This is a genomic window from Paenarthrobacter sp. TYUT067 (assembly GCF_023656375.1).
GTDB lineage: Bacteria > Actinomycetota > Actinomycetes > Actinomycetales > Micrococcaceae > Arthrobacter.
Genome location: NZ_JAMOIT010000028.1, coordinates 1 through 23,516 on the forward strand (window position 1 = coordinate 1; position 23,516 = coordinate 23,516).

Annotated in this window: 28 protein-coding genes; 12 read left to right on the forward strand and 16 right to left on the reverse strand. The window is 60.9% G+C overall.

Annotated features, from left to right (window positions below; genetic code table 11):
- Positions 1 to 99: 99 nt before the first annotated feature.
- Positions 100 to 1,020 (reverse strand): MSMEG_6728 family protein, encoded by a 921-nt coding sequence (locus tag MOD31_RS20025; protein WP_142940014.1) that lies wholly within the window; start codon positions 1,018 to 1,020, stop codon positions 100 to 102.
- Between the two features lie 83 nt (positions 1,021 to 1,103).
- Here MOD31_RS20025 and MOD31_RS20030 point away from each other — a divergent pair, with 83 nt between their 5' ends.
- From MOD31_RS20030 to MOD31_RS20040, 3 genes are all read left to right on the forward strand, one after another.
- Positions 1,104 to 2,135: an adenosine deaminase gene (locus MOD31_RS20030; protein WP_250821497.1), complete on the forward strand. Its 1,032-nt coding sequence runs from the start codon at positions 1,104 to 1,106 to the stop codon at positions 2,133 to 2,135.
- A gap of 145 nt (positions 2,136 to 2,280) precedes the next feature.
- A complete protein-coding gene (locus MOD31_RS20035; protein WP_166841544.1) occupies positions 2,281 to 3,192 on the forward strand; it encodes a glycosidase in 912 nt (303 codons plus the stop codon).
- A 93-nt stretch (positions 3,193 to 3,285) separates the two neighbouring features.
- Positions 3,286 to 3,570 carry an acylphosphatase gene (locus MOD31_RS20040; RefSeq protein WP_250821498.1) on the forward strand — a complete coding sequence of 95 codons (285 nt, stop codon included), beginning with the start codon at positions 3,286 to 3,288 and terminating at the stop codon, positions 3,568 to 3,570.
- A 258-nt stretch (positions 3,571 to 3,828) separates the two neighbouring features.
- Here MOD31_RS20040 and MOD31_RS20045 read toward each other — a convergent pair whose 3' ends face one another.
- Together MOD31_RS20045 and MOD31_RS20050 are read right to left on the reverse strand one after the other, a co-directional pair.
- Entirely contained in the window at positions 3,829 to 4,389 is a 561-nt protein-coding gene (locus tag MOD31_RS20045; protein WP_250821499.1) for a DinB family protein, read from the reverse strand.
- The gene (locus MOD31_RS20050) at positions 4,386 to 4,817 is read right to left on the reverse strand and encodes a VOC family protein (protein ID WP_250821500.1); all 432 of its coding nucleotides are present in this window, start codon (positions 4,815 to 4,817) and stop codon (positions 4,386 to 4,388) included. The genes MOD31_RS20045 and MOD31_RS20050 overlap by 4 nt, the downstream gene beginning before the upstream one ends.
- An 81-nt stretch (positions 4,818 to 4,898) precedes the next feature.
- Between MOD31_RS20050 and MOD31_RS20055 the strand changes: the two genes are divergently transcribed.
- On the forward strand, positions 4,899 to 5,588 hold the full coding sequence (locus MOD31_RS20055; RefSeq protein ID WP_223942008.1) for a hypothetical protein: 690 nt from the start codon (positions 4,899 to 4,901) through the stop codon (positions 5,586 to 5,588).
- 347 nt (positions 5,589 to 5,935) lie between these two features.
- On the opposite strand, the gene MOD31_RS20060 is transcribed toward MOD31_RS20055, so the two are convergent.
- Both MOD31_RS20060 and MOD31_RS20065 read right to left on the reverse strand, forming a co-directional pair.
- A complete protein-coding gene (locus tag MOD31_RS20060; protein ID WP_250821501.1) occupies positions 5,936 to 6,436 on the reverse strand; it encodes a GNAT family N-acetyltransferase in 501 nt (166 codons plus the stop codon).
- 140 nt (positions 6,437 to 6,576) lie between these two features.
- Positions 6,577 to 6,987, reverse strand: coding sequence for a hypothetical protein (locus tag MOD31_RS20065; protein ID WP_223942011.1), 411 nt, complete (start codon positions 6,985 to 6,987; stop codon positions 6,577 to 6,579).
- A gap of 268 nt (positions 6,988 to 7,255) precedes the next feature.
- On the opposite strand from MOD31_RS20065, the gene MOD31_RS20070 reads away from it, so the two are divergent.
- From MOD31_RS20070 to MOD31_RS20080, 3 genes are all read left to right on the forward strand, one after another.
- A complete protein-coding gene (locus MOD31_RS20070) occupies positions 7,256 to 7,990 on the forward strand; it encodes an ANTAR domain-containing response regulator (protein ID WP_166841538.1) in 735 nt (244 codons plus the stop codon).
- A 114-nt stretch (positions 7,991 to 8,104) separates the two neighbouring features.
- Positions 8,105 to 8,365 (forward strand): SHOCT domain-containing protein, encoded by a 261-nt coding sequence (locus tag MOD31_RS20075; protein ID WP_250821502.1) that lies wholly within the window; start codon positions 8,105 to 8,107, stop codon positions 8,363 to 8,365.
- A 121-nt stretch (positions 8,366 to 8,486) separates the two neighbouring features.
- Complete coding sequence (locus MOD31_RS20080) at positions 8,487 to 9,851, forward strand: MFS transporter (RefSeq protein ID WP_250821503.1); 1,365 nt, start codon at positions 8,487 to 8,489, stop codon at positions 9,849 to 9,851.
- Between the two features lie 38 nt (positions 9,852 to 9,889).
- On the opposite strand, the gene MOD31_RS20085 is transcribed toward MOD31_RS20080, so the two are convergent.
- Entirely contained in the window at positions 9,890 to 11,092 is a 1,203-nt protein-coding gene (locus MOD31_RS20085; RefSeq protein WP_250821504.1) for a hypothetical protein, read from the reverse strand.
- A 90-nt stretch (positions 11,093 to 11,182) separates the two neighbouring features.
- Here MOD31_RS20085 and MOD31_RS20090 point away from each other — a divergent pair, with 90 nt between their 5' ends.
- Genes MOD31_RS20090 through MOD31_RS20100 form a run of 3 tightly spaced genes read left to right on the forward strand, consistent with a single transcriptional unit; the run spans position 11,183 to position 13,698 of the window.
- Positions 11,183 to 12,178: an NADP-dependent oxidoreductase gene (locus MOD31_RS20090; RefSeq protein WP_250821505.1), complete on the forward strand. Its 996-nt coding sequence runs from the start codon at positions 11,183 to 11,185 to the stop codon at positions 12,176 to 12,178.
- A 26-nt stretch (positions 12,179 to 12,204) separates the two neighbouring features.
- Entirely contained in the window at positions 12,205 to 13,050 is an 846-nt protein-coding gene (locus MOD31_RS20095; protein WP_250821506.1) for an alpha/beta fold hydrolase, read from the forward strand.
- 45 nt (positions 13,051 to 13,095) lie between these two features.
- Positions 13,096 to 13,698: a TetR/AcrR family transcriptional regulator gene (locus MOD31_RS20100; protein WP_142940000.1), complete on the forward strand. Its 603-nt coding sequence runs from the start codon at positions 13,096 to 13,098 to the stop codon at positions 13,696 to 13,698.
- Positions 13,699 to 13,730: 32 nt separating this feature from the next.
- Here MOD31_RS20100 and MOD31_RS20105 read toward each other — a convergent pair whose 3' ends face one another.
- Positions 13,731 to 14,918, reverse strand: coding sequence for a TerC/Alx family metal homeostasis membrane protein (locus MOD31_RS20105; RefSeq protein ID WP_142939999.1), 1,188 nt, complete (start codon positions 14,916 to 14,918; stop codon positions 13,731 to 13,733).
- Between the two features lie 181 nt (positions 14,919 to 15,099).
- On the opposite strand from MOD31_RS20105, the gene MOD31_RS20110 reads away from it, so the two are divergent.
- The gene (locus MOD31_RS20110; protein ID WP_142939998.1) at positions 15,100 to 15,543 is read left to right on the forward strand and encodes a hypothetical protein; all 444 of its coding nucleotides are present in this window, start codon (positions 15,100 to 15,102) and stop codon (positions 15,541 to 15,543) included.
- The gene (locus MOD31_RS20115; protein ID WP_250821507.1) at positions 15,540 to 15,845 is read left to right on the forward strand and encodes a transcriptional regulator; all 306 of its coding nucleotides are present in this window, start codon (positions 15,540 to 15,542) and stop codon (positions 15,843 to 15,845) included. Before MOD31_RS20110 ends, MOD31_RS20115 begins: the two co-directional genes overlap by 4 nt.
- A gap of 342 nt (positions 15,846 to 16,187) precedes the next feature.
- Here MOD31_RS20115 and MOD31_RS20120 read toward each other — a convergent pair whose 3' ends face one another.
- The 9 genes from MOD31_RS20120 to MOD31_RS20160 form a co-directional block, all read right to left on the reverse strand.
- A complete protein-coding gene (locus tag MOD31_RS20120; protein ID WP_250821508.1) occupies positions 16,188 to 16,694 on the reverse strand; it encodes a hypothetical protein in 507 nt (168 codons plus the stop codon).
- A 44-nt stretch (positions 16,695 to 16,738) separates the two neighbouring features.
- Entirely contained in the window at positions 16,739 to 17,488 is a 750-nt protein-coding gene (locus tag MOD31_RS20125; RefSeq protein ID WP_250821509.1) for a hypothetical protein, read from the reverse strand.
- A 264-nt stretch (positions 17,489 to 17,752) separates the two neighbouring features.
- Positions 17,753 to 17,920: a hypothetical protein gene (locus MOD31_RS20130; protein WP_243753201.1), complete on the reverse strand. Its 168-nt coding sequence runs from the start codon at positions 17,918 to 17,920 to the stop codon at positions 17,753 to 17,755.
- 494 nt (positions 17,921 to 18,414) lie between these two features.
- Positions 18,415 to 18,900: a DNA/RNA non-specific endonuclease gene (locus tag MOD31_RS20135; protein ID WP_250821510.1), complete on the reverse strand. Its 486-nt coding sequence runs from the start codon at positions 18,898 to 18,900 to the stop codon at positions 18,415 to 18,417.
- Positions 18,901 to 19,196: 296 nt separating this feature from the next.
- Positions 19,197 to 19,832 carry a hypothetical protein gene (locus MOD31_RS20140; protein ID WP_250821511.1) on the reverse strand — a complete coding sequence of 212 codons (636 nt, stop codon included), beginning with the start codon at positions 19,830 to 19,832 and terminating at the stop codon, positions 19,197 to 19,199.
- A 38-nt stretch (positions 19,833 to 19,870) separates the two neighbouring features.
- Positions 19,871 to 22,246 (reverse strand): DNA/RNA non-specific endonuclease, encoded by a 2,376-nt coding sequence (locus MOD31_RS20145; RefSeq protein WP_250821512.1) that lies wholly within the window; start codon positions 22,244 to 22,246, stop codon positions 19,871 to 19,873.
- 4 nt (positions 22,247 to 22,250) lie between these two features.
- Positions 22,251 to 22,622 (reverse strand): DUF6507 family protein, encoded by a 372-nt coding sequence (locus MOD31_RS20150; RefSeq protein ID WP_166841528.1) that lies wholly within the window; start codon positions 22,620 to 22,622, stop codon positions 22,251 to 22,253.
- A 31-nt stretch (positions 22,623 to 22,653) separates the two neighbouring features.
- A complete protein-coding gene (locus tag MOD31_RS20155; RefSeq protein ID WP_250821513.1) occupies positions 22,654 to 22,959 on the reverse strand; it encodes a pore-forming ESAT-6 family protein in 306 nt (101 codons plus the stop codon).
- A 3-nt stretch (positions 22,960 to 22,962) separates the two neighbouring features.
- Positions 22,963 to 23,301, reverse strand: a complete 339-nt coding sequence (locus tag MOD31_RS20160; RefSeq protein ID WP_166841526.1) for a hypothetical protein — start codon at positions 23,299 to 23,301, stop codon at positions 22,963 to 22,965.
- Positions 23,302 to 23,516 lie beyond the last annotated feature (215 nt).

Here is a 23,516-nt window from a genome sequence, read left to right on the forward strand (position 1 = left end):
GCCCGCTTGCTCGAGCTTTCGGGCCGGGGAGATGTTGGCCTGCCCATCAAAGCGGGCTAGAACCCGGCTGCCGCCGTCGTATGCTGGTGAAAAGTACCGCTACTGCGCAGGCGCAGGCGCCGGGACCGGGAAGAAGACCCGGGGATCCTGAAGCAGTGCGGGGTAGTCGAAGTCGGTGCGCTTGATCACGTTGGTGACCTCGAAGTTGCGTGCGAAGCGGCCATCAACAGTGATGGGGCGGCCCTGAATCAGACCAACAGCGAAGATTTGGCCATCGTCAAAAGGCACAGCGAGTTCGGTCTTGCCAGGCAGGGTGTTGAAGGCCTGCTCCTGTGCCTGGCGCTTGCGCGTGGGCTTCTTTTCCTTCTGCACCACCGGGCGCTTCTTGGGTCCACCCACTTGTCGGCGGGACTTCTCCTCGGCGTACACAAACTGGTACTCGTCGGGGTCTGCCGGGGCCGCGGCACGTGCTTTGCCATGCGGCGGCATGGCGACGGTGGTGAGCTGCTCCGGGCGGAGGTCATCAACGTTGGCGCGCAGAATCAACAGGCGATCCTCTTCCGGGTCTTCCGGGTGGAACTCATGCTTGGGTTCCGGCCACACATACTCAAGCTTTTCCTCAGTGCCGGGAAAGAGCTGGGAGTAGTGCTTTGGATCCTTGGTGATCAGCTTGGAACGGTGGCTGAGGTGCAGGTCCTCGTGTCCAAGCCACGGCGGCATGATGATCCTGGAAGCGTAATCCGGGTGGGCAGCCTGAGGCGCGAACTCCGTGATGTTGGTGCGGGTGTTATCCGGGTGCCCACGCGCAATCCACTCATCAGCCATGGCCAGGCCGTACATGGTGAGCGCCGGGACGTGGCCCATCCACATGCGCACGGCGGGGTGGGACTGCCAACCGTACTCCGGGATCACCAACGCGCGGAGAACCTGGAGGGCTTCGACGCGCTGTTTGCCGAGCCTTGAAGTGTCGAGCGCCGCGGCACTCTCACGGAAATCGGCGAAAGGGAGGAAAGTCTGCATCCTTTCAGTTTGAGGGTGCCGGGCTTGAGAACCAAGTTGAGTGCTCCGGGACACGTGCAGGTGTTGGGGCCTAGAGTTGTCAGGTGGAAACTTTTGGCGAGAAAACTACACCCACGGCGCCCCCGGTTGCCGAACTGCACCTGCACATTGAAGGGACTCTCCAGCCAGAGCTGATCTTTGCCCTAGCCGAACGAAACGGCATTGACCTGCCGTACCAAGACATTGAGGAACTCCGGGAAAAGTACCAGTTCACTGACCTGCAATCTTTCCTGGACCTCTACTACGCCAATATGGCCGTCCTTCAGACCGAGCAGGATTTCACCGACATGACTCGTGCTTATCTGAAGCGGGCCGCCGCCGGGGGCGTGCGTCACGCGGAAATCATGATGGATCCCCAGGCACACACTTCCCGGGGTGTGGCGCTTGAAACCTGTGTCAACGGCGTAGCCAACGCCCTGGCTACCTCCGAGGAAGACTTCGGCATCTCCACCCTCCTCATCGCGGCATTCCTGCGCGACATGTCCGAGGATTCGGCGCTCGAAGTTCTGGACCAGCTCCAGGCGATGCACGCACCGATCGCAGGCATCGGCCTGGACTCCGCAGAGGTGGGCAATCCGCCGTCGAAATTTGAGCGACTGTACCAGCGCGCCGGCGAGGCGGGCTTGCGACGGATCGCGCACGCGGGCGAGGAAGGACCGTCCTCCTACATCACCGAAGCGCTGGATCTCCTCCATGTGGAACGGATCGATCACGGCATCCGCTGCATGGAAGACACAGACGTGGTGCAGCGGCTCGTTGCTGAGCAGGTTCCCCTGACGGTTTGTCCCCTCTCCAACGTGCGTCTCCGTGCGGTGGATAAGTTGGAGGACCACCCGTTGCCGGAGATGCTGGCGATCGGCCTGAACGTTTGCGTGAATTCTGACGACCCCGCCTACTTTGGTGGTTACGTGGACGAGAACTTCGAGCAGCTGGTGAAGGTACTGGAGTTCTCGGTTCCTGAGCAAGCCACCTTGGCAGCGAACTCCATCCGCTCCTCCTTCGCCAGCGACGCCCGGAAAGCGGTGCTGCTGGACGAGGTCACGGAGTGGGTCAAGGCGTCCGTCTCGGCGGCCTAAAGCACAGCAGCCGAGACCCGCACATCACTTGCGGCGTCCGGCATGTCACACTCAGTCACGACACACGGTGTTTACCTTCCGCAGTCGCGGGAATTAACAATTCATTGGCAAACTTCTATGGAGTATCCACCGTTGAAGGAGAAGCATGGGCGCGAATACCGCCGAAAACACCAACCTTCGTCTGAAGGCCGTACTGGACATCCTCGCTGAAAGCGTATGGTCCGGTGCAACGCTGAACGCCGGCGAGGTGCTGGCCGAGGCGATCGTCCGGGTACCTTTCAATGACCACGAGGCTGAGCTTCTCAGTGGCGGCATCCCCCGCGGACACAAGACCTTGACGTCGGCTTCGGCCAAACTGGTGAAGGCCGGTTGGTTGGTCAAGGGCCGTTCCGGCTGGACCATTCCGGAAGATGGTCTGCGTGCCACGGTCGCCTTCGCGGATGCCGAGGCATTTGGTGCAGCGCTCGACGCCGGAACTCCGGTTCCTGCCGACGTCGCCGTACCGACGGCCCCGCCCGTGAAGCCACAGGCCAAGAAGGCGGCGGCGACCAAGCGGGCCGCTGCGAAGAAGCTCACTGCGCCCAAAGTGGCAGCGGCCGATGTAGCTGAGCCGAAGGTCGCTGCGGCCAAGGTCTCCGCGCCGAGGGCCAAAGCTGCAACAGCCAAGGCTTCCTCCGCGGCGGCTGAACCCGCCGCTAAGAAGTCCCCCCGTAAGGTGACGGCCAAGACGAAGGCGGCCTCCGCCGTCGAGACCCTGCCGCAGCCGGACGCCGTGGCGATCGCGGGCGACTTCAACAAGATCCTTGGAGCACCCGAGGATTGGGCACCGCAGTACGACGAAGCCCAGATGGAGTTCAACCCCATCGTCCAGCTGTGGACGCTCACGGCTGAACTGCCTGCCGGTTTCTACACCTACAAGATCGCGCTGAACCGTTCTTGGGACGAGAATTATGGTGCGTTCGGTGCCCGGGACGGCGCGAACCACGAGTTGAACCACCACGGCGGACCCGTCACCATCACGTACAGCCACGCCACGCGGGACATCGTGATCGGCTAGTTCGTTCAAGGCACGAAACCCGCCCTTGTTCGCTCTCCTCTCCGTTCGACGGGGAGTGGGACGGACGAGGGCGGGTCTGCTTAAGGTGGTTCCATGACTGACGAAACCGTTCGCCTGACAGCCCGTATCACCGGCGTGGTCCAAGGGGTGGGATTCCGCTACTGGACAGCCCGGAAAGCTGATGAGCTGGATTTGAAGGGGACGGTGCGCAACAGCACGGACGGTTCCGTGGAGCTTGTGGCCGAAGGGGAAGTCGGGAACGTCAGCGACTTCACGGACTGGCTTCACTCGTCGCGCGTCCCGGGCCAGGTGGCGGACGTTGAGTTCCAGGTTTCCGAGGCCACCGGGGCTTTCGACGACTTCCGGATTATCGATTAGCGCTTGAGCCGCTGCTAAGCCCCGGGCGATGCGGTGGTTATCCCTGATTCGGTGGCGGCCAGAAGTAATTCGTGATCGTAGGCGACCAAGCTGTCGGTTTGCAGTCGAATGGCTGTTGCTAGGTGAATAGCATCCGCACTTTTCAGCTGTCCCGGAAGTGCTGCCGCGCACGCAGCGAAATCGCGGGAATGCTGCGAGTTCGCCGTCCCTCTCCGGCGATCACGCACCCTTCCCGCGACCTGGGCGGGCTGCCCGGGGCTACAGGTTGGAGCGCACAACCGCGCCCTGGGCGATCACGGTGCTCACCTTTTCCAAGGGCCGGTCTGCATCAAGGATTTGTTCACGCAGGATCTCCGCGTGCCCGCAGTGCTGCGCCAGTTCCCGCAGCATGTGGAGGTACACCCAACGGAGGGGCAGAGGGCCACGGCGGTTTCCCAGCAGGAAATCATCAAGGCTCAGCTTCGCAACCGCGCGCCGGGAGGCCGCGCAAGCTTCCAGATAAGCCGTCTGAATGCTGGCGATGGTGTCGTTGCTGTCCAGGATGAACGATTCGTCTGGTGACGCCGGGATACCAATCTCTGCGCGGGACCTTCGCGTGACGGCTTCGTCGAACCACACCTTCTCCACGAAAGTAGCGTGCTTCACCAAGCCCAGCAGCGTGGTCCGCGACGGAACCAGCCGGCGTCGTGCTTGTTCTTCCGTGAGTCCATCCAAACTGGCGCTCAGAGCTCTGCGGTGCTCGTCCAAAAACGTGTCGAACTGTACCCGGCCGCTGTGGTTGATGACGTCGTCGGCGACCGTCGGCGGGAGTGCGCTCATCCGAAAACCACCGTGCCGTCGTCGTTAATGCGCCAGCCGGGATTGTGCGCGATCTCCCAGACGATGCCGTTGGGGTCCTTGACGTGTCCGTGGAAAATTCCGCCAAACGCGCCGGCCTGGGCGGGTTTCAGCACAGTGGCCCCGGCCGCGACCAATGCGTCGATGGTACTGGCGACCTCCGCCGGGCTGCCTACGTTGTGTGAGAGCGTCACACCGCTGACTCCCTGTGTAGGAGCAGTGGCACCGAGGTCCTGATCGAACTTTTCGGCGTCGAACAGGCCGAGCATCAGCCCCGGCGCAATCTGGAAGAACAAGATCTCGCCGGGAACGTCCATGGCCGGATCCCAGCCAAGCCCTTCCTTATAGAAGGCGCGCGCGGCGTCCAGATCCTTGGTGGCGAACGTGAGGAAATGCAGTCGCTGGTCCATGAGGGAAGCCTAGCGGGATATGGTTGCCCGACTTGGCCAGTCTTGTTGAGACCCGGTCCGCGCCGGTGGGAGGATGGAGCAGTGGAACCCCTCTTCGACTTCCTTGGCAGTTACTGGTGGCTCATTTTCCCTATCGGCGGGATGGCTGGTGGCTGGGCGAGGTCGTGGTCCAAAGCCAGCGAAGAGCGGCACCGGCGCAAGGTGGAGTTGTTGAAGCTGCAGAACCAGCTGGCGGTGCACGAGGAAGCCAACCAAGCAGAGGTAGTCTCGCTCATTGCTGCGCACGATTCCGTGAACCACAGGTGGCTCGAGTACGAGCTGGACGTAGGTAACCTCATCGATTTCCCGCTCATGACGGACGTCCGCGAACCGCTCACGGTCGCGTTCCTGCGGGCCAAGAAAGAGGCCGACAGCTTACGTCCCGCCACACCTGAAGAAATTTCGACGCCGGCCAGGCTGGCTGAGTATCGGGCGGCTGTCCACAGCTACGAACTCGCTTTTGATGTTGCCGAACGGGAAGCCAGACGCATCAAGGACGGCAACTTCACCGGCCCGGAGCGCCAACGACTGGCGACTGCGAGGAAGCTCTTGCGCATCGCAGAGGACACAGCCGCCACTCCCGCCGAACGTCAAACGGCCTATAAGCGGGCCCGGAAGGAACTTGATGGCTTGATCGTCCTGCCGGAAGCAACCGTTGCCGCACTCGAGAGCAAGATCATCAGCATGCTGGACAGCCGCAAGGACCCGGACACGGACGTCCGATTCGCATGATGCCCAACGGAAGGCTGGCAGTCATTACGGGTGCCGGCCGTGGACTCGGAAGGTCGTTAGTAGACGAATTTTCCGAGGCCGGTTGGGCGGTAGTTTCGAAGGATCCACGGCAGGCGGCTCGCGAACTAAGGGAACTGGTTGATTCGCCGGACCGTACCTCGCCACGCTTCGTCTCGCTCGGAGCCGCCGACCTCAGCTGGTAGCACTCCAGTGCGCTTCACAGCCCGTGGCTGGCGCTTCACCACCTTCTTTGAACCAGGAAAGCCCGCAAAACAACCAGTTTTTGCTGATCTTGGACCTCCCAGCAGCCAAAGTCGGTGGTAGCGGCACACCTGACTAGCCCCCGGCTACCTCAGTTCGATGCCCATCACGGTCCGCACCATGGATCCGCCCATGTCGTCCTCGAGCTGCTGCATTCCCATCCGCTCAGCAACCCTCCGTGAAGCCACGTTGCCCGGGTGAATGATCGCAACAAGGAGGGGGACCCCCAGGACATCGCGTGCGAAGTCCCGGGACGCCAATGCTGCCTCCGAAGCATATCCGCGCCCCTGCACGTCCCGACGAACGTGGTAGCCCACCTCAAGTTCAGCCCGCCCGTTGACGTGTTGCCACGTCAGCCCGCAGTCGCCGACGAACTCGCCGTCGCGCGTTTCTACGATCCACAACCCGTATCCGTGGCGAGCGTAGTTGTTCTGGTTCCACTTGATCCAGGCTGCTGATTCATCCTGCGACTTAGGCGCCGGGTAGTACGTCATGACGTCGGGATCACCCAGCAAGGAGCTCATCAGATCGAGATCGGCGAGAGTCATCTCCCGGAAGCGCAGCCGGGCGGTCGAGTTGGGGAGCATTCCCGAAGCCTATCTGCCCTTGAGATGTACCGTCCTCACCTACTTTCGGCCCAAGAAGTCCCAAAAACAACCATTTTCGGCTGAATTTTGGCCCTTCAAGAATCAAAGTGGGTCGTGACGGTACAAGCTGGTGAGTCTTCCTAGCCACGGCCCATGCTCGTTGAGGGGTCGCCCCCGCTTTCCGAGGGATCTGCGCGCAGGTCATCGGGGTCTCCACTGGGCAGGCCGGCCGGTCCCGCTGCGTCACTTGAGCCGACAGCAGTGCCATCGTGCGGTTTGCGGCCCTGAGTGTCGCCGTCGGTTCCCGGCCTCGGTGAGGTGGTTCCGCCGTCGGGTTCTCCATCCGCACGGTGGCGGCCCTTTGCCCTGGTGTTGGGGGAGTGATCTTCGTCGATGGCGTTTGAGCCTTCGCTTATGGAGGAGTGGACCTGGATATCGTCGTCCTTCTCGCCGGGCGCTGGAACCTGCTGATCATTCACCGGCTTGGAGGTCCCGGCCAGGTCTTCCATAGCGTTTTCGGTGGCCTTACGGATGCTGTCTTCAACGCCCATCTGATGACTCCTTTGTACGAATAGTCCTTATGACGGATCTCAGATCCTTTTAGTAAGCCTACTTACTTTTGGGGACGCGTGAAACCCTTGCCTTAGTTGACAAAATGCCATATCCGGAGTCGCGTATCCGCAGGTCAAGCCGTTCCGTGCAGCACTTTGTACCGGTGATCGTTGGGCGATAAGGTATTGCCAGACCGTTTTGCAGAGGGCGGCAATTTTCGCTCCTTTGCTGTCTGCTGGGGACGCATTTCAGTCAGTAGGAACGTGCATGGTCAACCCCCGCCCCGAGCAGGAAGCTCTCAAGAACGGTTTTTTCTTGGATCTCGTCCTTGGCAGCGAAGACGTCGAGGCTTTTCTCGGCGAGCTCGCGGCTTTCTCCGCCGAAAGCCTCTCGCGCCCGGAACCCGTCTTCTGTGGCATCACCGTATTGCGTCGTAAGAAGTCGGCCACCACTGCCAGCAGTGATGATCGCGCCAGAGCAATGGACGAACTTCAAAACGATTTTGATGGTCCCTGCCTCACTGCCATGGATAAGCTCACCCCCGTGATGGTGCCGGATCTTCTCCAGGAACATCGTTGGCCCGAGTACGTGCAGGCTGCTTCGCACCAAGGCCTGCGATCCGTCCTGAGTGTCCCCCTTCTGGTTGAAGGCGATACACGTGCAGCGTTGAACCTCTACTCCGAGCAGCCGGACGCGTTCAGCGATGACGACGTAGAGAGTGCCGAGGAGTTCGCCTCCCACGCCTCCAAGTCGTTGCGCCTGGCCCTGAAGATCGCGCAGCTCAGCGACGCCCGGAATGATCTTGCCGCAGCAATGCAGACCCGCACTGTGATCGACCTTGCTGTGGGGGCCATCATGGCGCAGAACCACTGCAGCCAGGAGGAGGCCTTCACCATCCTCCGCACGGCGTCCAGCAACCGCAACATCAAGCTGCGCCACCTGGCCAAGTCCATCATTTCTGCCGTCTCCTCCGGGAAGATCACCACGCACTTCGAGGAGTAGCCGCCTCCGACGTTTGCCGCCGTCGGGGGACTTAAGACTCTGACGCGCCGCTCCTTGCGGGGGGATAGTGGAGGCCGGGAGCACGGACGTGCCCGCTGGTCTGAAGGAGTAGCCATGATGTATTGGGACGGAAACATGGGCGTCTGGGGATACGCACTCATGGCTGTGAGTTTCATACTGTTTTGGGGAGCGATCATCACAGCGATCGTCTTTCTTGCCCGGTCCATGAGTGCCGGCAGCCGGAGGTACGCTGGCGGGCCGCACCGTACGGGCGGAGCGGAGGAGCTTCTCGCGGAAAGGTTTGCCCGCGGTGAGATCGACGATACTGAGTACAACGCCCGCCTGAATGCCCTGCGGCGGAGCAACTTCGGTTAAGCCCCTGGCCCCTACCCGGCATGGATGGTTGGCCAGAGTTTGGGCGGAGGCGTCCGCTCTGTGACCCGGTGTGGTCACCCGGGTTCGTGACCCGAGGCAACCATGGAGCAGACTTGGACGGGTGACCGCCAACAAACCACGCCCCGGCCTTGCGATTGCTGCGCTGAGCCTCGGGACGGCGCTGAACCCGTTGAACTCGTCCATGATCGCCGTAGCGTTGGTGGTCTTGCGGGAGCATTTCGAGCTCGACGTCGCCACCGTCACCTGGGTGATCACCTCGTTCTATCTCGCGTCCGCGGCCGGTCAACCGCTGATGGGTCGACTCGCTGACCGCTTCGGCCCGCGGCGCCTGTTTATGTTCGGTATGGCGTTGGTGGCGGTGACGTGTGCGATCGCGCCGTTCCTGCCCAACTTCGCGCTGGTATGCGTGGCCCGCGCGCTCATGGCTGTAGGGACCGCGACGGCGTACCCGTCCGCCGTCGTGATGGTCACCGAGCTGAGCCGGCTGGCTAACTTGCCCTCAACACGGCCGTTGGGCCGGATCCAGATGGCCAACACCTCGGCAGCTGCCGTCGGACCCGTCGTGGGCGGGTTGCTGGTGAGTCTAGTCGGGTGGCAGGCGCTGTTCGCGATCAACGTTCCCATTGCTTTGTTGGCGTTGATTGTTGTCCGCCAGACCGCGCCCGCAGATGCCGGGCGCGAGACCGGCAAACTCGGCCAGCTGATCCGCGATTCCGACATCCCCGGCATCCTCGCCTTCGTGGTATCCCTCATGCTCGCCATGATGGCGCTGCTCAACGTGCTGCCCGGCTACCGCTGGTATCTGCTGGGTGCGGCCACGGTGATCGGAGCGCTGTTCGCCTGGCGTGAGCTGCGATTCCAGCCTCCGTTCCTGGACCTCCGCCTGCTGGGCCGGAACCGGCCGCTGCTGTTGGTGTACTTGCTGTTTGTGGTGTTCAGCGGCGTCTACTACTTTGCGTTCTTCGGCCTTCCGCAGTTGCTGCAGGAGGCAGGGAATTACGACGCCGGTGTGGTGGGCCTGCTGATGCTGCCCCTTGCGGCGTTGTCGGTTGTGGTGACGCCACTGACCGTGCGGTTCATTGAGCGGTTCGGCGTGCGACCCGTTCTGATCACCGGGGTGCTGATCCTGACAATTGCGGCAGGCACGCTCGGGTTCCTGACCCTGAGCTTGTGGGCGCCACTGGTGTTCGTGCTCACCGCTTTGATGGGTGTTCCGTACGGCGTGGTGAGTACGGCCTCAAATCAAGGCCTCTACGTTTCGGCCCGGCCCGAAGAGAGGGGAGTGGCTGCCGGTATTTTCCAGACATGCCGCTACCTCGGGGCCATCACCGCCACTGTACTGATCGGCGTCCTCTACGGCCCGGGCGTGAACCAGGCCAACTGGGGGATCATGGTCATGGTGATGCTGGGGCTCAGTGCTGTGGTGCTGGGGCTGGCTGTCATGTGGCGGAAGCCCGCGGTTTAGGGGAGGCGCGGCCCCGGTCGCCACAAGGCCCGGTATCGTCAGCTCCGGCGCCGCTGCTCCGCAGCCCAGGTGTGGTTCACAATGGCAGCCGCGAAGCTACTGGACAACATGGCGCGGTCAGGCCCCCGGTAGAGGTCTCTCCGAAAATAGGGAGATTCCTCAGTGTGGGGGCCGCTCTTATCGATTCGCTTGGCGAGGTCGGAGACGTAGTTGTGGCCACCGGTCCTATAGGCATCGGTTTCGGCCTGGTCCAGGCGAAGCAGGGCCGTTGAGTCCACCATCGTATTGATGCAGTACCTCGCTTCGAGAAAAAGAGATCCTTGCTGTTCAACCAGGAACCATGAGCCCGGCTGGTGGTCCACGTAATGCATGGCATCGCGATCCTTGGCTATCCTCAGGTGGTCTCCCCACTGCTCAACCGGCGGAATCGCTTCGAGTGGCCGTTGCCGGGCTTCGTTGAGCACCGCGTATTCAAACGTCGGGGATGATTCGCGGTAGAGCGTCAGGCAGATGATTCGCAGGCACGCCGAACAGCTAAGCTGGCTCTCCACCCGTTCCATCAGTTGTGACGCATGGAGTTGTTGGAGGTCTGCGAGCGGGACCCAGCTGGGGCTTTCAGTGATCAGGCCCGCCGCTGCGGCTGAGGAGAGTGCAGCGATGGTTTGTTCCACGTCCATCCCGCCGGTGTGGGCTCCGCGAACCAAGAGATCGCTGCATGTTGGACAATCGTCATCTTCGGGGCGGCAGGCATGCTGCGGAGCCTCCGCCCTGAAACTAAGGCTGAGAAGATTGCCGGGCTCGTTCCAGCCGCGGTTGTTCTTGAAGCGGGGTTCCACGTAGGCACCGTCCAGTACGAAGCCCATACCTCCGGGAGCGCGGGGAGCATCGAGGGCTCCCTTGAGGTCGCTGAGGGTAGCGTCCTTATCCAGGCCGGGGATCCATGAGGGCAGGTGAAACCCGCCAGGTGCAAAACCAGTAGGTGCTGCGTGCAGCACGACCGCCACCGTGACGCCGTCGTGCATGATCATTTGGCCGCCCGAGGCGAACTGCAGCCGTCGCGATCGGTACGCGGGTTCGCCCACCAGTTGATCCTTGGCCCTTGCCGCGGGCCCGCCGAAGGCATCGATCAACTGGCGCACGGCTGGCTCTTCTTCGGATCCCAGGAGGGCGTCCAGGATGAGTGGCAGCCGTGTGCTGGTCCGCCATGGTTCGTTCACGCCGTCATCGCTCCGCTGTCCCATCCGACCATTATCCAGCGGAGAACTCTTGCTAAATTTACTGAGTGCACTCATAATTGAGTTAAGTCAGTATTGGAGTCCAGGAGAACCCCCATGAAAGCCTTCGTCCTCAGCCAGTACAAGGAACCCCTTCAGCAGCAGGACGTCCCCGAACCCGTGCTCGGAGACCACGATGTTCTGGTGGAGGTTCACGCGGCAGGCCTGAACCAACTGGACGAGGAGATCAGGCAGGGGGAGTTCAAGCAGATCCTCCCGTACAAACTGCCGCAGATACTGGGCCACGACGTTGCCGGTGTGGTCCTGAAGATCGGATCGAAGGTGCGGTCCTTCAAGCCCGGCGACGAGGTGTTTGCGCGCCCCGGAAATGACAGCATTGGCACGTTTGCGGAACGGGTCGCCGTTGCCGAGGAAGACCTTGCCATCAAACCGGCCACCATCAGCATGGAAGAGGCCGGCTCGCTTCCATTGGTGGCATTGACTGCCTGGCAAGCGCTGGTGCAGCGGGGCAATGTTGGCCCCGGGCAGAAGGTACTCATCCATGCTGGAGCCGGGGGAGTGGGATCTATTGCCATCCAACTGGCCAAGTATCTCGGGGCGACGGTGGCAACTACGGTCAGCGCCGGAAACAAGGACTTTGTCCGGGACCTTGGCGCGGACGTGGTGATCGACTACCGGACTGAGGATTTCACGGAAATTCTCAATGACTATGACTTCGTTCTGGATAGCCTCGGCGGCGAAAACCTGGAGCGGTCCCTGAAAGTCCTGAAGAAGGGCGGCAAGGCCATTGGTATCGCCGGACCGCCGGATGCCGGTTTCGCCCGACAGCTGGGCGGAAACCCGGTTCTGCTGGGGTTGATGACCCTGCTCAGCTCGGGGATCCGGCGCAAAGCCCGCCGCCTGGGAGTCACGTACGAGTTCCTCTTCATGCGCGCTAATGGTGGCCAGTTGAGGGAAATCGCAGCACTCATCGACGCCGGAGACATCAAGCCAGTGGTGGGACGTGTGGTGCCTTTCGACCAGACGGCCGATGTACTTGCGGCCCTCGACAACGGCGGCGTCCGCGGTAAGACCGTTGTCAGCCATCTCTAACCACCCCTACCGACAGGACGAACATCATGAGCAGTGAACAGCAGTCGTATTTACAGGTGCCCGCGAAGACGCTGACAGCCAACGGCGTCAGCTACGCATACCGCGAAATGGGGCCTAAAGGTGGGGTTCCGGTAGTTTTCCTGATTCACCTCGCCGGGACCATGGACAACTGGGATCCGAGCATCATCGACCCCATTGCTGAGAAACACCACGTGATCACCTTCAGCAACCGCGGAGTCGGTGCAACCACGGGGTCGGTTCCGGACAGCATCGAAGCCATGGCGGATGATGCTGCCGCCTTTATCCAGGCCCTCGGCTATCCGGCAGTGGATCTCTTTGGATTCTCACTCGGCGGCATGATCGCCCAGTCGCTGGTGGTCAAACACCCCGGCCTTGTCCGCAAGCTCGTCCTGGCTGGCACGGGACCTGCCGGTGGTGAGGGCATCCAGAAGATCATGGGAACCACGTACTTTGACGTAGTTCGGGGCGCCCTCACCCGGCAGGACCCCAAGGAGTTCCTGTTCTTCAACCGGAATGCCGCCGGAAAACCCGCTGCGAGGGCATTCATGAATCGGCTCAACCGACGGACCACCAACCGCGAGGCACCCATCTCGCTCAAAGCGTTCCAGACGCAACTGAAGGCCATCAGGCGGTGGGGACTGTCGCCGTCGGCCGATCTGGGTGTTATCAACCAACCGACGCTCATCGCCAACGGCGACAACGACCGCATGGTGCCCTCGGTGCTTTCCAGCGACATGCACCGCCGGATTCCGGGCAGCGAGCTGGTCATCTACCCGGACTCCGGTCACGGTGGCATCTTCCAGTTCCATGACAGGTTCGTCCCGGTAGCGCTCGAGTTCCTGGGCCGCTGATACGGACGGCCCGCTGATGCATCGGCCCGCTGATACGGTAGCTAAATGCAGCCTGCGCCCCAGACACTTGGCCGACGTGAGCGGAATAAGCAGGAAAAGCTTGACCGCATCACCGCGGCCGCACGCGAACTTTTCACCCAGTACGGAGTGGACGAGGTCACCACCCAGCAGGTGGCGGAAAAGGCCGACGTCGGATCGGGAACCTTGTTCCTGTATGCCAAGACGAAGGCGGAGCTGCTTTTGTTGGTGCACAACGCCAAGTACGCCCAAGCGCTCGACGCGGGAGTCGAAGCGGCCGCCGCTGAAATCACGGTGCTGGACGCGGTGATGGCCATCATCCGGCCCATCATTGAGTGCAACCGTGTTCAGATCGAAAACGGCCGAACCTACCTGCGGGAGATCGTCTTCGGTGACCCTGCCGAACCTCACCATGCAGAGGCGTTGTCCCTCACGATGCGTACGGAAGAGGCCATTGCCGGAGTGCTGGGCCGCGACGGTCAGTTGTTGGCCCGCGACCCGGCGAAACTGGCTCGGATCGTCTCCGCCATCATGTTCGTCAGCATGGCATCCTCAGCGACTATTGACATGACAGACGCCCAGGTTGGCGACGAGATCCGGGATCAGATCAGCGTGCTCCTGGGCGCCTGACTTGGCAGTGAGCCTTAGCGTTTTGGTGAGACTTACCGTTTGAGGAATTCCTCGTGCTGACGGTGTGCCTCGGCCACTTGCTCGCGGATGGTCTCCACGTCCTTGGCCTTGTTCCGGTACTTCAGCGGCATCTGCACAATCTGCGCTTCCTCGGCGGTCAACGCGCGGTAGATGCGCTCGCGCTCGTTGGCGTCGGCGGTGTAGTCGAGGTCCAGATAATCGACGGCGTGACGGCGGGCGTTGTTGATGGCCGTCTGGGCCTTGCCCGCAGGGCTGATCAGGGAGAGCACCACGGTGATGATCAGGACGCCGATGATGACGCTGAGCGAGAGGCCCGTGGTGATTTCAATGACGTTGACGTGCTCGCCGTCGTTGATGAATGGAAGGTTGTTCTCATGCAGGGCGTGCAGGATCAGCTTGACGCCGATGAAAGCGAGAATGGCCGCCAAACCGTAGGAGAGGTAAATGAGGCGGTCCAGCAGTCCGTCGATCAGGAAGTACAGCTGGCGCAAGCCCATTAGTGAGAACGCGGTGGCGGTGAAGACGATGAACACGTTCTGCGTCAGGCCGAAGATTGCCGGGATGGAGTCCAGCGCAAAGAGGATGTCCGTGCCGCCAATGGCCACCATTACGAGGAGCATGGGAGTCAGGGCGCGCTTGCCGTTCACCACAGTGAAGAGCTTGTCGCCGTCGTACTTGTCCGTGGTGTGGAAGAGCTTTTTGGCGAGCCGGATGATGAAGTTGTTGGCCTGACCGTCACCGTGGTCGCCGGGCTTGAGCAGGTTGCCAGCCGTGAGGAGCAGGATCAGTCCGAAGATGTAGAACACCCACGCGAACGAGTTGATGAGTGCTGCGCCAAGGAAGATAAAACCTGTACGGGCGATCAAGGAGAACACGATGCCGAACAGGAGGACCTTCTGCTGATCCTCACGTGGCACCCTGAAGCTCGCCATGATGATGAGGAACACGAACAGGTTATCTACCGAGAGGGCCTTCTCCGTGATGTAGCCGGCGAAGTACTCGGACCCCATTTGGGCGCCGCCGAAAATCAGGACCAGGACGCCGAAAACTATTGCGAGTCCAACGTAAATGGAGGACCAGACGGCCGCTTCCTTGAGCGATGGGACGTGGGCCTTGCGGATGTGGAAGAAGTAGTCAAAGGCCAAGAGCGCCAAAATGACGACGATGGTGATACCCCAGATGAGGGGAGAGACGGTCATATGATCCTGCTTTCGTGAGGCGCGCGAGTGGTGTTGCTCACCGAGGGTCAAACTCTTGGAATCAAATTTACCGGGACTGGCGGGGTTGTTGGTAACTCGACTGCCATGGGAAAGTACTTGACAACTTGGAAAGTACTTTCTTAGGGTGGGGGTATCGATCCGCACAAACTTGGGGGACACCATGAACGAGACCACCGGCAATATGTCAGCAGCCGAAGCACGGGAACTCCTTGCACGGGCCGATTCACTGGGCGCCTCCTCCATCAACGCGGCAGCTTGGCCGGTGGCTGTAATGTTCACCAGCCTCGCGATTATGGGTTCGCTGCTGATGATCGGGATGCACATCGTTCTGGTCGGCGGCTACGGCGCGGCATTGTTGGCCTGTTCTGTGGGAGCCTGGGGCGCAATTACCGCGAGCATCTGGCCAATGTTCCAACGGTCCACCAAGGTCGGCTTCACCAAACGGTTCCTGACGTCTCTTCTGGGGTACTTCGCGCTGTACGTCGTGGCGCTCGTGGTTGGCGCCTACTTCTTCCGGGACGGCAACCTCTGGTTCTACATCCCCGCGGCCATTGCCCTGGCAGCCATTGGCCTTGCTGCTGCCTTCCGTGAGCTGCGCGCATGAGCGCCCCGGCGGAACACCCGCGTCACAGGCTCAACGAGCTCGTCCACTCACCGGTCCGGTTCTCCATCATGGCTGCGCTCGCGAAGGCTGAGTCGTTGGACTTCAAGGACCTGAGGGACGCCATTCAGGTCAGCGATTCGGTGTTGAGCAAGCAGCTGTCCATCCTGGAGAAGGCCGAGTTTGTGAAAGTCAAGAAGAGCTTCGCCGGGAAGTTTCCGAGGACTTCCGCGAGCCTGACGGGTACCGGACGGAACGTGTGGGCGGCGCACTTGCAGACGTTGCGGGAGATCGCGGGAGGCTAGGTCCTTTGGTGCCGGCTCAGTTCGAGTTGCCCTCGTGGAGTTTCCGCTTAAGCCACTCCGGCTGCTTGTGCTCATCTCGCGAAGGGTCGATCACGGTGGAGCTCGATCGTAAAGTCGGGTCCTCGGTCAGTGACAGAACGGCGCCGGTTCTTCCAGTCACAGCTTGAACTGGGAACTTAGCTCGCAGAACGGTCATTCGGGATGCCCTTATTGTCGGCTCTGAATGCGGCTTCGTATCTCCGTACAGCCTCAAAGGTCCAGTCCTTGAGGACCGCCAGGGTGCCGTTCTGTAGCTGGCGCAGTTCGACTAGTGGGTCTTCTGGGAGGACGTAGCCGCTGTCGTTAGCGAAATAGGTGACAACGCCAACTGGTGGGTAGATCGAAGAGTTCAACCAAGCGGGCTACGAAGGTTTCCCGACTCGGAATCATCGCCTGCTTGAAGGTGAGCTTGAGGGAGTTGTGGGAAGGGGCGTCACTCGCTCCGTCAGCAATCGATGCACGAAAGGGGCTCACACTGCGGTCGGTCCCGTTTAGAAAAGAGACTAACTGAACGAAGTAACCAGAGCCTTCATAGAACTTGCCCGCATCATCCTTGCGGGCCCCGGATTCCACTAGTGACGTTGCTTCATCAATGTTTCGGGGTAGGAAGTCGCCTCCCGCGGTGGCCGGAGCGGCTCTGGTGACCGTGATCCATTCCATAGGCCTTGGATCGAGCCGCTCCAGTACCGAAACGCTGGCAAGGATTGTCGCAGCAATCTCATGTGCCGAGTCGGCCCTTACACCCAATTGGAGCCTGAGATTCAGCGTATCCAAAGCTGGATCAACGATTGTGGGGCCGTCTTCTTTCACAGTGTCGCTCTTCTCTGATCAGTCTCCCCGCCGGAAACATAGTTCTATCCGGTCCCGGCAGCTCTGCGGGGGATGCCATCGTTGACAGCCCTGAAAGCCTCGCCGTACGCGAGGATGGCATCCAAGGTCCAGTCGTTCAGTATTGCCATCACGCCACTTCGTAACCGTCGCAGTTCAACCAGGGGGTTATCGGGTAAGACGTATCCGCTGTCTTCTGCAAAGTACGTCAGAACTCCAACGGGTGGATACCATGCGGGTTCCCCTCGGTGTAATCGGCTAACTTCGTAGCCGAAGACTCCGCCTCGCGTGGGCTGCCACACTTCTATCAGCGCACTGAAGCTGCTAACGACAGCTTCGCGGCCGGATACGAGCGCGTTTGCAAAAGTTAAGGAAAACGAATCGCTTGAAAATCCGCCGTGGGCTCCGTCGCTGACTGCAGCGTGGAAGGGGCTCGCAGCTCGATCCGACCCCTTGAGAAAGGAAATTAGTTGTACGAAGTAACCCCAACTTGGGTGAAAGCGTTCCGCATCATCCTTTCGGGCGCCAGCCATAACAAGAGTGCCCAGTTCCTCAATGGTGCGTCCTACTTTTTCATGTTCGAGGGTTTCCCCACCACTTCGCGGAATCCCGACCCACTCCATCGGGCGAGGATCCAGTCGCTCAAGAATCTCTAAGGTTGCCAAAATCCTAGCTGCGATATCTGGTGGTCCCGCCTCCCGACCGCCCAACTGTAGGTCGAGGTCTATATCGTCCAGAGCGGAGTCGAAGAGAGCCGCCGAATAGATTTCTGCCACGTTGGACTCCTCATTGTGAATCAAAACTAGCCCTTCATCGGAGCGACATTTACGTCCACTGTGAGTGTCTGCATGCTTCCAGGCATCAACGTAATCTTCCGGTCCAGATCGATACCTTTCCCTGCCGCTAGGCGTTTGCCTAGCCTCGGCGATGACCTTCATCTTCATCAGGATCTAAGGTTCGACGGCGGCGGGCAGGGTTTGGAGGTGGCAGGACTTTCGACTGGCTGCAGTGGCCTAACACCGCTGACCGGTCTCGGTCGTCTATGCTCCGAACAGCTTCTTGCTGATTTTGGCGAAAATGCCCGGCTCCAGCGAGGGGTCGATGACCGTTGGTTCAACCGAAAAGTCGGTTCCTTTGTCAGTGACGGGCCGACGGCGGTTCTTCCAATCCACGGACTGGAACTCCGGGTTGTAAAGGGGAGGAGTCATCTGTTCGGCTCGAAAAATGTCCCACATCCACGCGGGAATATTGTCTCTCGACCGAGGAAACGCGAGAAGCTGTTGCGCCCAGGCTCCTGCCCCGGACGGTCGTGCTCCAGGGTACCAATGCCCGTCTGGCATTCTCTCCAGAAGCTCCTCTTCAAAAAGATCAAGCCTTCCTGGCCTGTCCGGGTAAACGTGAACCTCGGCCGTCGTCCATGTGCCCATGCCTCGCTTATAGGCTCGGACATGGCACTCATCTAGCCACGTTGCCAAGGACTCGTCCGAGAAGTGTGAATCGCTTCCACGTGGGACGCGCACACCGTCGTGGTACATCTGCCCGCGCCAGAATGTGCCGCTGGTTCTGTGCACGAGGACATCGACCAGTTCACTGGCACCGTGAGCGAAGCCCGAATCTCCGAAAGCCTCGTCGTGGAGTCGGTTCAGTCCGCTTTCTACCCAAGGGTCCTGGGTCAGATCAAAGGTGGTCACGCTTTCCAAAGCTACTCGCTTATTTTCAGATTATTGAATCTTGCAATGACTGGGTCCATTGACCCGAAAGAATATTCCAATTTAACGGTCGAAGGAACGGCTGAGAGGTTGTTTCTCGTAAGAGTCATCTCCCAAGTAAGATCTATCGGTTTCCCCTCAGTCAGGTCACGTTTGACCTTGTTGATGACTTCCATTTCGGTGTCGTGAAAATTGTTCGTCTCGTCGATTTCGTTGGGTGTCCCTGCTTTGCGGTTCTGCCATTCGTGCTGGGGGATGCCACCGCCGCGTTCACCTATGAATCCGAAGAAGGATGGGGCTGCGTGGCCGCCGTCGTAGCCGGGGCCGCCGAGCCAGCCTGCTTTGCGCTGCTGGTAGCCGTTTCGGTTTATGTCGCTGGTCAGGGTGGATACGATGCGGCCCTTGGCTGATTCGAGGTGCCCGTTGCTGTCCATCTTGATTGTGAAGGTGTTTTGCAGTCCACCGTCGACTTGGGCCATACGTTGTAGGTGACGTTGGGCATGTGCTTGTTCAGCTCCACGGACCAAGCGCCTCTGACTCCGGCGTAGGTGTTGACGATGGTCACCGTGCCGTTCTCGTCGGTGTAGAACTTCTCCAGGGTATTGGCGTTGTGGCCCCCGTCCGCGTCCTTCATCTCGCGCAATAGGGGACGCGCGCACCGCGGCTGGCCGTCTAGAGGACTTATGGGTCGACGACGGCTGGCTAGGGTCTTGGGCCGGACGAGAGTTCTGACTACCTTCAGTTAGGCGAACACCGTTGAGTGGTCTCGTTGGTCTTACGCTCCGAAGAGCTTCTTGCTGATCTTGGCGAAAACACCTGGCTCCAGCGAAGGATCAATCACAGTTGGCTCGACTGTGAAATCGGTTCCCCTGTCAGTGACCGGCCGCCGCCGGTTGTCCCAGTCCACCGTCCGCAGTTCCGGATTGTATAACGGTGGTGCAATGTCTTCAGCCCTGAAGGCTGCCCACATCCACTCCGGGATGTTGTCAGCCGTCCGAGGAAAGTGGAGGAGTTCTTCTGCCCACACATTGGCATCCGATGGGTGTTCGCCGGGGTACCAATCCCCGTCGGGGTCGCGTTCGAGACGCTCCTCGTCGAATAGTTGCAGTTGGCCAGGGCGGTCAGGAAAGATTGCTACTTCAGCTGTTGTCCAGGTTCCAGCACCACGGCGATAGGCCAGTAAGCGGCACTCTTCCAACCAATCGTTCCAGGCCTCTCGGGAGAAGCGACGTTCGCCGGCCATGAAGCACATGCCTGATTCTGCCTGCATTGATCCGTGCCACGACGTACCCGAGACGTGATGAACAAATGTGGCCGAGGCCGAAGCCATTCCGACGGCAAACCCTGATGGCCCGAACGCCTCCTGCTGAAGTCTCGCCAATCCCTGAATGATCAATGGTGCGTCGGACATGTCGTAAGAGGTCAACTGCCTACACTCTCCACATCTGTCTAGTTGTTGAAAGTTCTGAACGTGGCACGACCTTGGCCAAAGCGATATTCAAGCTCCAGTTTACTAGGTAGGCCGGCTTTGATCCCCGGGAGCATACGCATCTCCCATGTCAGATCAACAGGTGAGCCAGCTCCAAGGGCTTTCTTGACCTTGTTGATCACTTCCATCTCGGTGTCATGGAAATTATTCTTCCTAAGGTCGTTGGGTGTCCCCGCCTTGCGGTTCTGCCATTCGTGCTGGGGAAATAGGCCTCCGCGTTCGCCGATAAATCCTAAGAAGGAGGGGCCTGCGTGGCCGCCGTCGTAGCCGGGACCTCCGAGCCAGCCGGCTTTGCGTTGTTGCCATCCGTTGCGGTTCGCGTCCCCGACGAGGGTGGAGACGATGTGGCCTTTGGCTGATTCGAGGTGCCCGTTGCTGTCCATCTTGAGCGTGAACGTGTTCTGCAGTCCGCCGTCGACCTGGGCGACGACGTTGTAGGTGATGTTGGGCATGGGTTTGTTCAGTTCGGGGGACCACGCGCCCTTGACCCCTGCGTATGTGTCTACCCGGGTGACTGTGCCGGTGTCATCGGTGTAGTACTTCTCTATGGTGTTTTCCTTGAGCGCACCGGTGCTGTCCCTCATAACACCGCGGTGTTCGATGATGTATTCGGTGTTTGGTTTGAGTGTGGTGCGTGCGGCGAAGTTCTCTTTGCGGTGGATCGGGAAGGCGCTGTCGCCGTGCCGATAGACGACAGTGTTGGTAACGTTGTCCGGTTTCGGAAAGCGTTCGGCCATGGTCGTGGCAGCTGTGGGTACTGATGTGTCAGCGGCGGGGGCCTTGGGCGGCGTGACGGCCGGTGGATTGTTTTGGCGGATACCGGCGGCGGTGTTGTCGAGCCGGTCGGGAAAACCGGTGTCGATGGTGGTGCGGGTCATGACGCCGCTGGGATCTGGCGTGAGAACTGCGGGGATGCCGGATTCGACCGACCGGACTCCGTCGGCAAGGCGTTCGAGCCCACCGGCCACAACCCGTTTGACGCCGCCGGCTGCCTCCACGGTGGTGGTTGTTGCAACTGTGATCGCGGTCCAGGCCGCGTGGCGGGCCTGGGCTGTGGTGTTGATGACTTTGGCCGTGGTGTTTGGCATGAGGATGTCAGAGATCTTCAGGGTGAGGGAGCCGGGTTTGGCCAGGAACACTGCGGTCGTGTTGAGGCCATTCGCGGTGGTGCCGAGCATGGCCGAGAGATTCCCGAGGCCTGTTCTCTGCACGGTGGCAACGCTGAGACGTTCGGCCAGGGACCCGGCTTTGCTGGCCAACGCCCCGGATTTCACGGCCGCACCGGCACCGTAGGAAGCGGCGATGCTGGCGATGTTGAAGACTGTGGCACCGGCGGCCCAGTTGGCGTTGGTGTCGGCCTCATCGGCGTGGATGAACGCAGGCCCCATGGATCCGAACAGGTCCAAAGCTTTTTGGACGTCTGGGGCTTCGCGTTGCTTTCGTTCTTCGTCCCAGAGGGACAAGGGCGTCATGGCCAGTGTGCCGAGCGCTCCCACGGTGGCGCCCATACCGGCCCATGCCTGTTGTTCCTTGAGGTCATTGCCGCTCAAGCCGGAGATTGTCAGGACGCCGTCGATGAGTTCGATGGCTCCGGCACCGAACCCCTGCAGCAGTCCCAGGGTCCCGTTCGGGCGGTAGGGGACTGTTGCTTTGCCCCAGGGTTGTTCTTCCTGAGGGTGTTCTATTCCCAGGAAGGTCCCGGCGTTCCAGAGGGCCTCATCCACCGGGTTCCCGGATTTGAGGTCAGGACCGGTAGGCCGTGAGGCGGAGTATGTTTCCCCGCCGGAGACCGACGACAGTGCCCCTGCGCAGGCGTTCTGCGCTGCGAGATAGTCGTCATGAATGGCTTTGACCTCGGCGGCGAGCGTGTCGTGGCGGGCGGTGAGGTCGGCTTCGCCGGACCAATGCTGACTCACGCGGGTCGTGATCACTTCGTCTTTGACGACGCTGACTTTCTCCACCGACGTCGGAAAGGCGCCGATGTCAGCGTTTAGTGCATGAACCTTCCGGGCGTAAGCCTCGAGGCGTAGCTTCAAGTCCCGGCACGTGGAGGAAAAAGCCGTCAAGGCGGCAGAGGTCGACACAGCCGTGCCCTGCACGCGCTGGGCTGAGGGCATGATGGTCCCGAACGCGGCGAGCACGGTGTGGGACTCGTCCGAGGAGTACGAGGACGACAAACCACGCCATACCGCCGTCGAGGTCGCTACCCCGGAGAGGAAATCATCGGCGTGCTGCCTCAGCGACTTTGCCGCAGCGTCCAGGGCGTCAACGTCAGGTAGTGCGAACCCGCCGGTGGGATTCAACCCGCAGGGGCCAACGTCCGAACTATTCGACATGTTCTTAGTCCCTTAAGTTCTTCGCGGGGCCGCCATGGGAGGCAGCCACGGCGCCGTGGTCCACTTGGCCTGCGCTCCGCTGTGCCGCGGTGGCCATGGTCAGGTCACCTTGTTGATAGAAGTTCAGGGCATGGGCGGTGGCCGTGATGACGTTTTCCGAGCGGCTCACCACCTCATTTGCCGACGGCGTGAGTCCGAGGACCACCACATCGTTCAGCGCAGCAAGGACCACAGCCGCGTCGCCGGGAAGCGCGGCCGCGGCCTGTTCCAAGGCCTTGCCCATGCCTTCAAGACAGGGCTGGACGCCCTCCACCTGGGTTGCGGTTGCCTTGATGGTCGAAGTCGCGGCAGCCACGTCTATGTTCCACACAGCCATACCAGTCACCTTGTCTCTGGTTGCTGGCGGGTTAGCCGATGCTCTGCACGGCGTTGCGGGCAGAGGTTGCGGCGGTGGTGGCGGTCTCGTCGTTGGTGCCCAGGGTGGTGCGGACCAGGGCGATGATGGCTTTGACTTCGTCGGCGGCTGCGGTCCAGCGGGTTTCGACTGCCTGGTATTCGGTGTCGACGCCGTCGGCGCGGAAGTCGGTCATGGCCTGGTTCACGTCGGCTTGGCGGGCGGCGATGAGGGTTTCGAGGTGCGCGGCGAGGGCTTGGATGTCGGATTGGACCTGGGCGGAGACGTTGGTGTCGTAGGCGATGCGGTTGGTGGTCATGGTTTAGGCCCGTCCTTGGAATCGTGCGGCGTCGAAGTTCGCGGCTCCTTCGGAGCGGCGTGCGTTGTCCGAGGCTGCCAGGTCGCCTTGGGTGAAGGCGGTGTTCATCCCGGATTGGCCGGTTACGATGCCGGCCAGGGCGGTGTTCAGTTCGGAGGCGACGAGGTCGGACCGGTTTTTGAAGGAGTCGAACGCGGCTTTGCCCGCGCCGCTGAATTTTCCTTCGAGCGGGGTGACGGCGTCCACGAAACGGCGGACGAGGGCGCCGAGGTCCTGGTGGGACGCGTCGGTTTGTTTGTTCAGGTTCCCGAGTGTTTCGGCGCCCATGTCGAAGATGGCCATTGGTTCCCCCAAAGGTAGATGGTTGTGCTGGAGCACTTTAACAGCATGGTGAACACGGTGTGTTATGTCCAGTCGATGCACTAACAAGAAACGCGTGCCTTGTGACGGCTTAGTCATAAACCGGGAAGGTTACCGAACGAAGCCCCACGGCCTCCACACTGCACCACGAAAAGCACACACAGGCCCGGAAGGGCCCATCTAGGTGCTGTTTCGGG

Bases quoted from the DNA above. Each gene is read 5' to 3' on its own strand.
- MOD31_RS20050 (WP_250821500.1), bottom strand. From the start codon at position 4,817: ATGGACCAGCGACTGCATTTCCTCACGTTCGCCACCAAGGATCTGGAC.
- MOD31_RS20145 (WP_250821512.1), bottom strand. From the start codon at position 22,246: ATGTCGAATAGTTCGGACGTTGGCCCCTGCGGGTTGAATCCCACCGGC.
- MOD31_RS20025 (WP_142940014.1), bottom strand. From the start codon at position 1,020: ATGCAGACTTTCCTCCCTTTCGCCGATTTCCGTGAGAGTGCCGCGGCG.
- MOD31_RS20135 (WP_250821510.1), bottom strand. From the start codon at position 18,900: ATGGCCCAAGTCGACGGTGGACTGCAAAACACCTTCACAATCAAGATG.
- MOD31_RS20090 (WP_250821505.1), top strand. From the start codon at position 11,183: ATGAAAGCCTTCGTCCTCAGCCAGTACAAGGAACCCCTTCAGCAGCAG.
- MOD31_RS20105 (WP_142939999.1), bottom strand. From the start codon at position 14,918: ATGACCGTCTCTCCCCTCATCTGGGGTATCACCATCGTCGTCATTTTG.
- MOD31_RS20085 (WP_250821504.1), bottom strand. From the start codon at position 11,092: ATGGGACAGCGGAGCGATGACGGCGTGAACGAACCATGGCGGACCAGC.
- MOD31_RS20095 (WP_250821506.1), top strand. From the start codon at position 12,205: ATGAGCAGTGAACAGCAGTCGTATTTACAGGTGCCCGCGAAGACGCTG.
- MOD31_RS20070 (WP_166841538.1), top strand. From the start codon at position 7,256: ATGGTCAACCCCCGCCCCGAGCAGGAAGCTCTCAAGAACGGTTTTTTC.
- MOD31_RS20065 (WP_223942011.1), bottom strand. From the start codon at position 6,987: ATGGGCGTTGAAGACAGCATCCGTAAGGCCACCGAAAACGCTATGGAA.
- MOD31_RS20140 (WP_250821511.1), bottom strand. From the start codon at position 19,832: ATGTCCGACGCACCATTGATCATTCAGGGATTGGCGAGACTTCAGCAG.
- MOD31_RS20150 (WP_166841528.1), bottom strand. From the start codon at position 22,622: ATGGCTGTGTGGAACATAGACGTGGCTGCCGCGACTTCGACCATCAAG.
- MOD31_RS20040 (WP_250821498.1), top strand. From the start codon at position 3,286: ATGACTGACGAAACCGTTCGCCTGACAGCCCGTATCACCGGCGTGGTC.
- MOD31_RS20160 (WP_166841526.1), bottom strand. From the start codon at position 23,301: ATGGCCATCTTCGACATGGGCGCCGAAACACTCGGGAACCTGAACAAA.
- MOD31_RS20100 (WP_142940000.1), top strand. From the start codon at position 13,096: ATGCAGCCTGCGCCCCAGACACTTGGCCGACGTGAGCGGAATAAGCAG.
- MOD31_RS20110 (WP_142939998.1), top strand. From the start codon at position 15,100: ATGAACGAGACCACCGGCAATATGTCAGCAGCCGAAGCACGGGAACTC.
- MOD31_RS20155 (WP_250821513.1), bottom strand. From the start codon at position 22,959: ATGACCACCAACCGCATCGCCTACGACACCAACGTCTCCGCCCAGGTC.
- MOD31_RS20060 (WP_250821501.1), bottom strand. From the start codon at position 6,436: ATGCTCCCCAACTCGACCGCCCGGCTGCGCTTCCGGGAGATGACTCTC.
- MOD31_RS20130 (WP_243753201.1), bottom strand. From the start codon at position 17,920: ATGACTCCTCCCCTTTACAACCCGGAGTTCCAGTCCGTGGATTGGAAG.
- MOD31_RS20035 (WP_166841544.1), top strand. From the start codon at position 2,281: ATGGGCGCGAATACCGCCGAAAACACCAACCTTCGTCTGAAGGCCGTA.
- MOD31_RS20115 (WP_250821507.1), top strand. From the start codon at position 15,540: ATGAGCGCCCCGGCGGAACACCCGCGTCACAGGCTCAACGAGCTCGTC.
- MOD31_RS20045 (WP_250821499.1), bottom strand. From the start codon at position 4,389: ATGAGCGCACTCCCGCCGACGGTCGCCGACGACGTCATCAACCACAGC.
- MOD31_RS20075 (WP_250821502.1), top strand. From the start codon at position 8,105: ATGATGTATTGGGACGGAAACATGGGCGTCTGGGGATACGCACTCATG.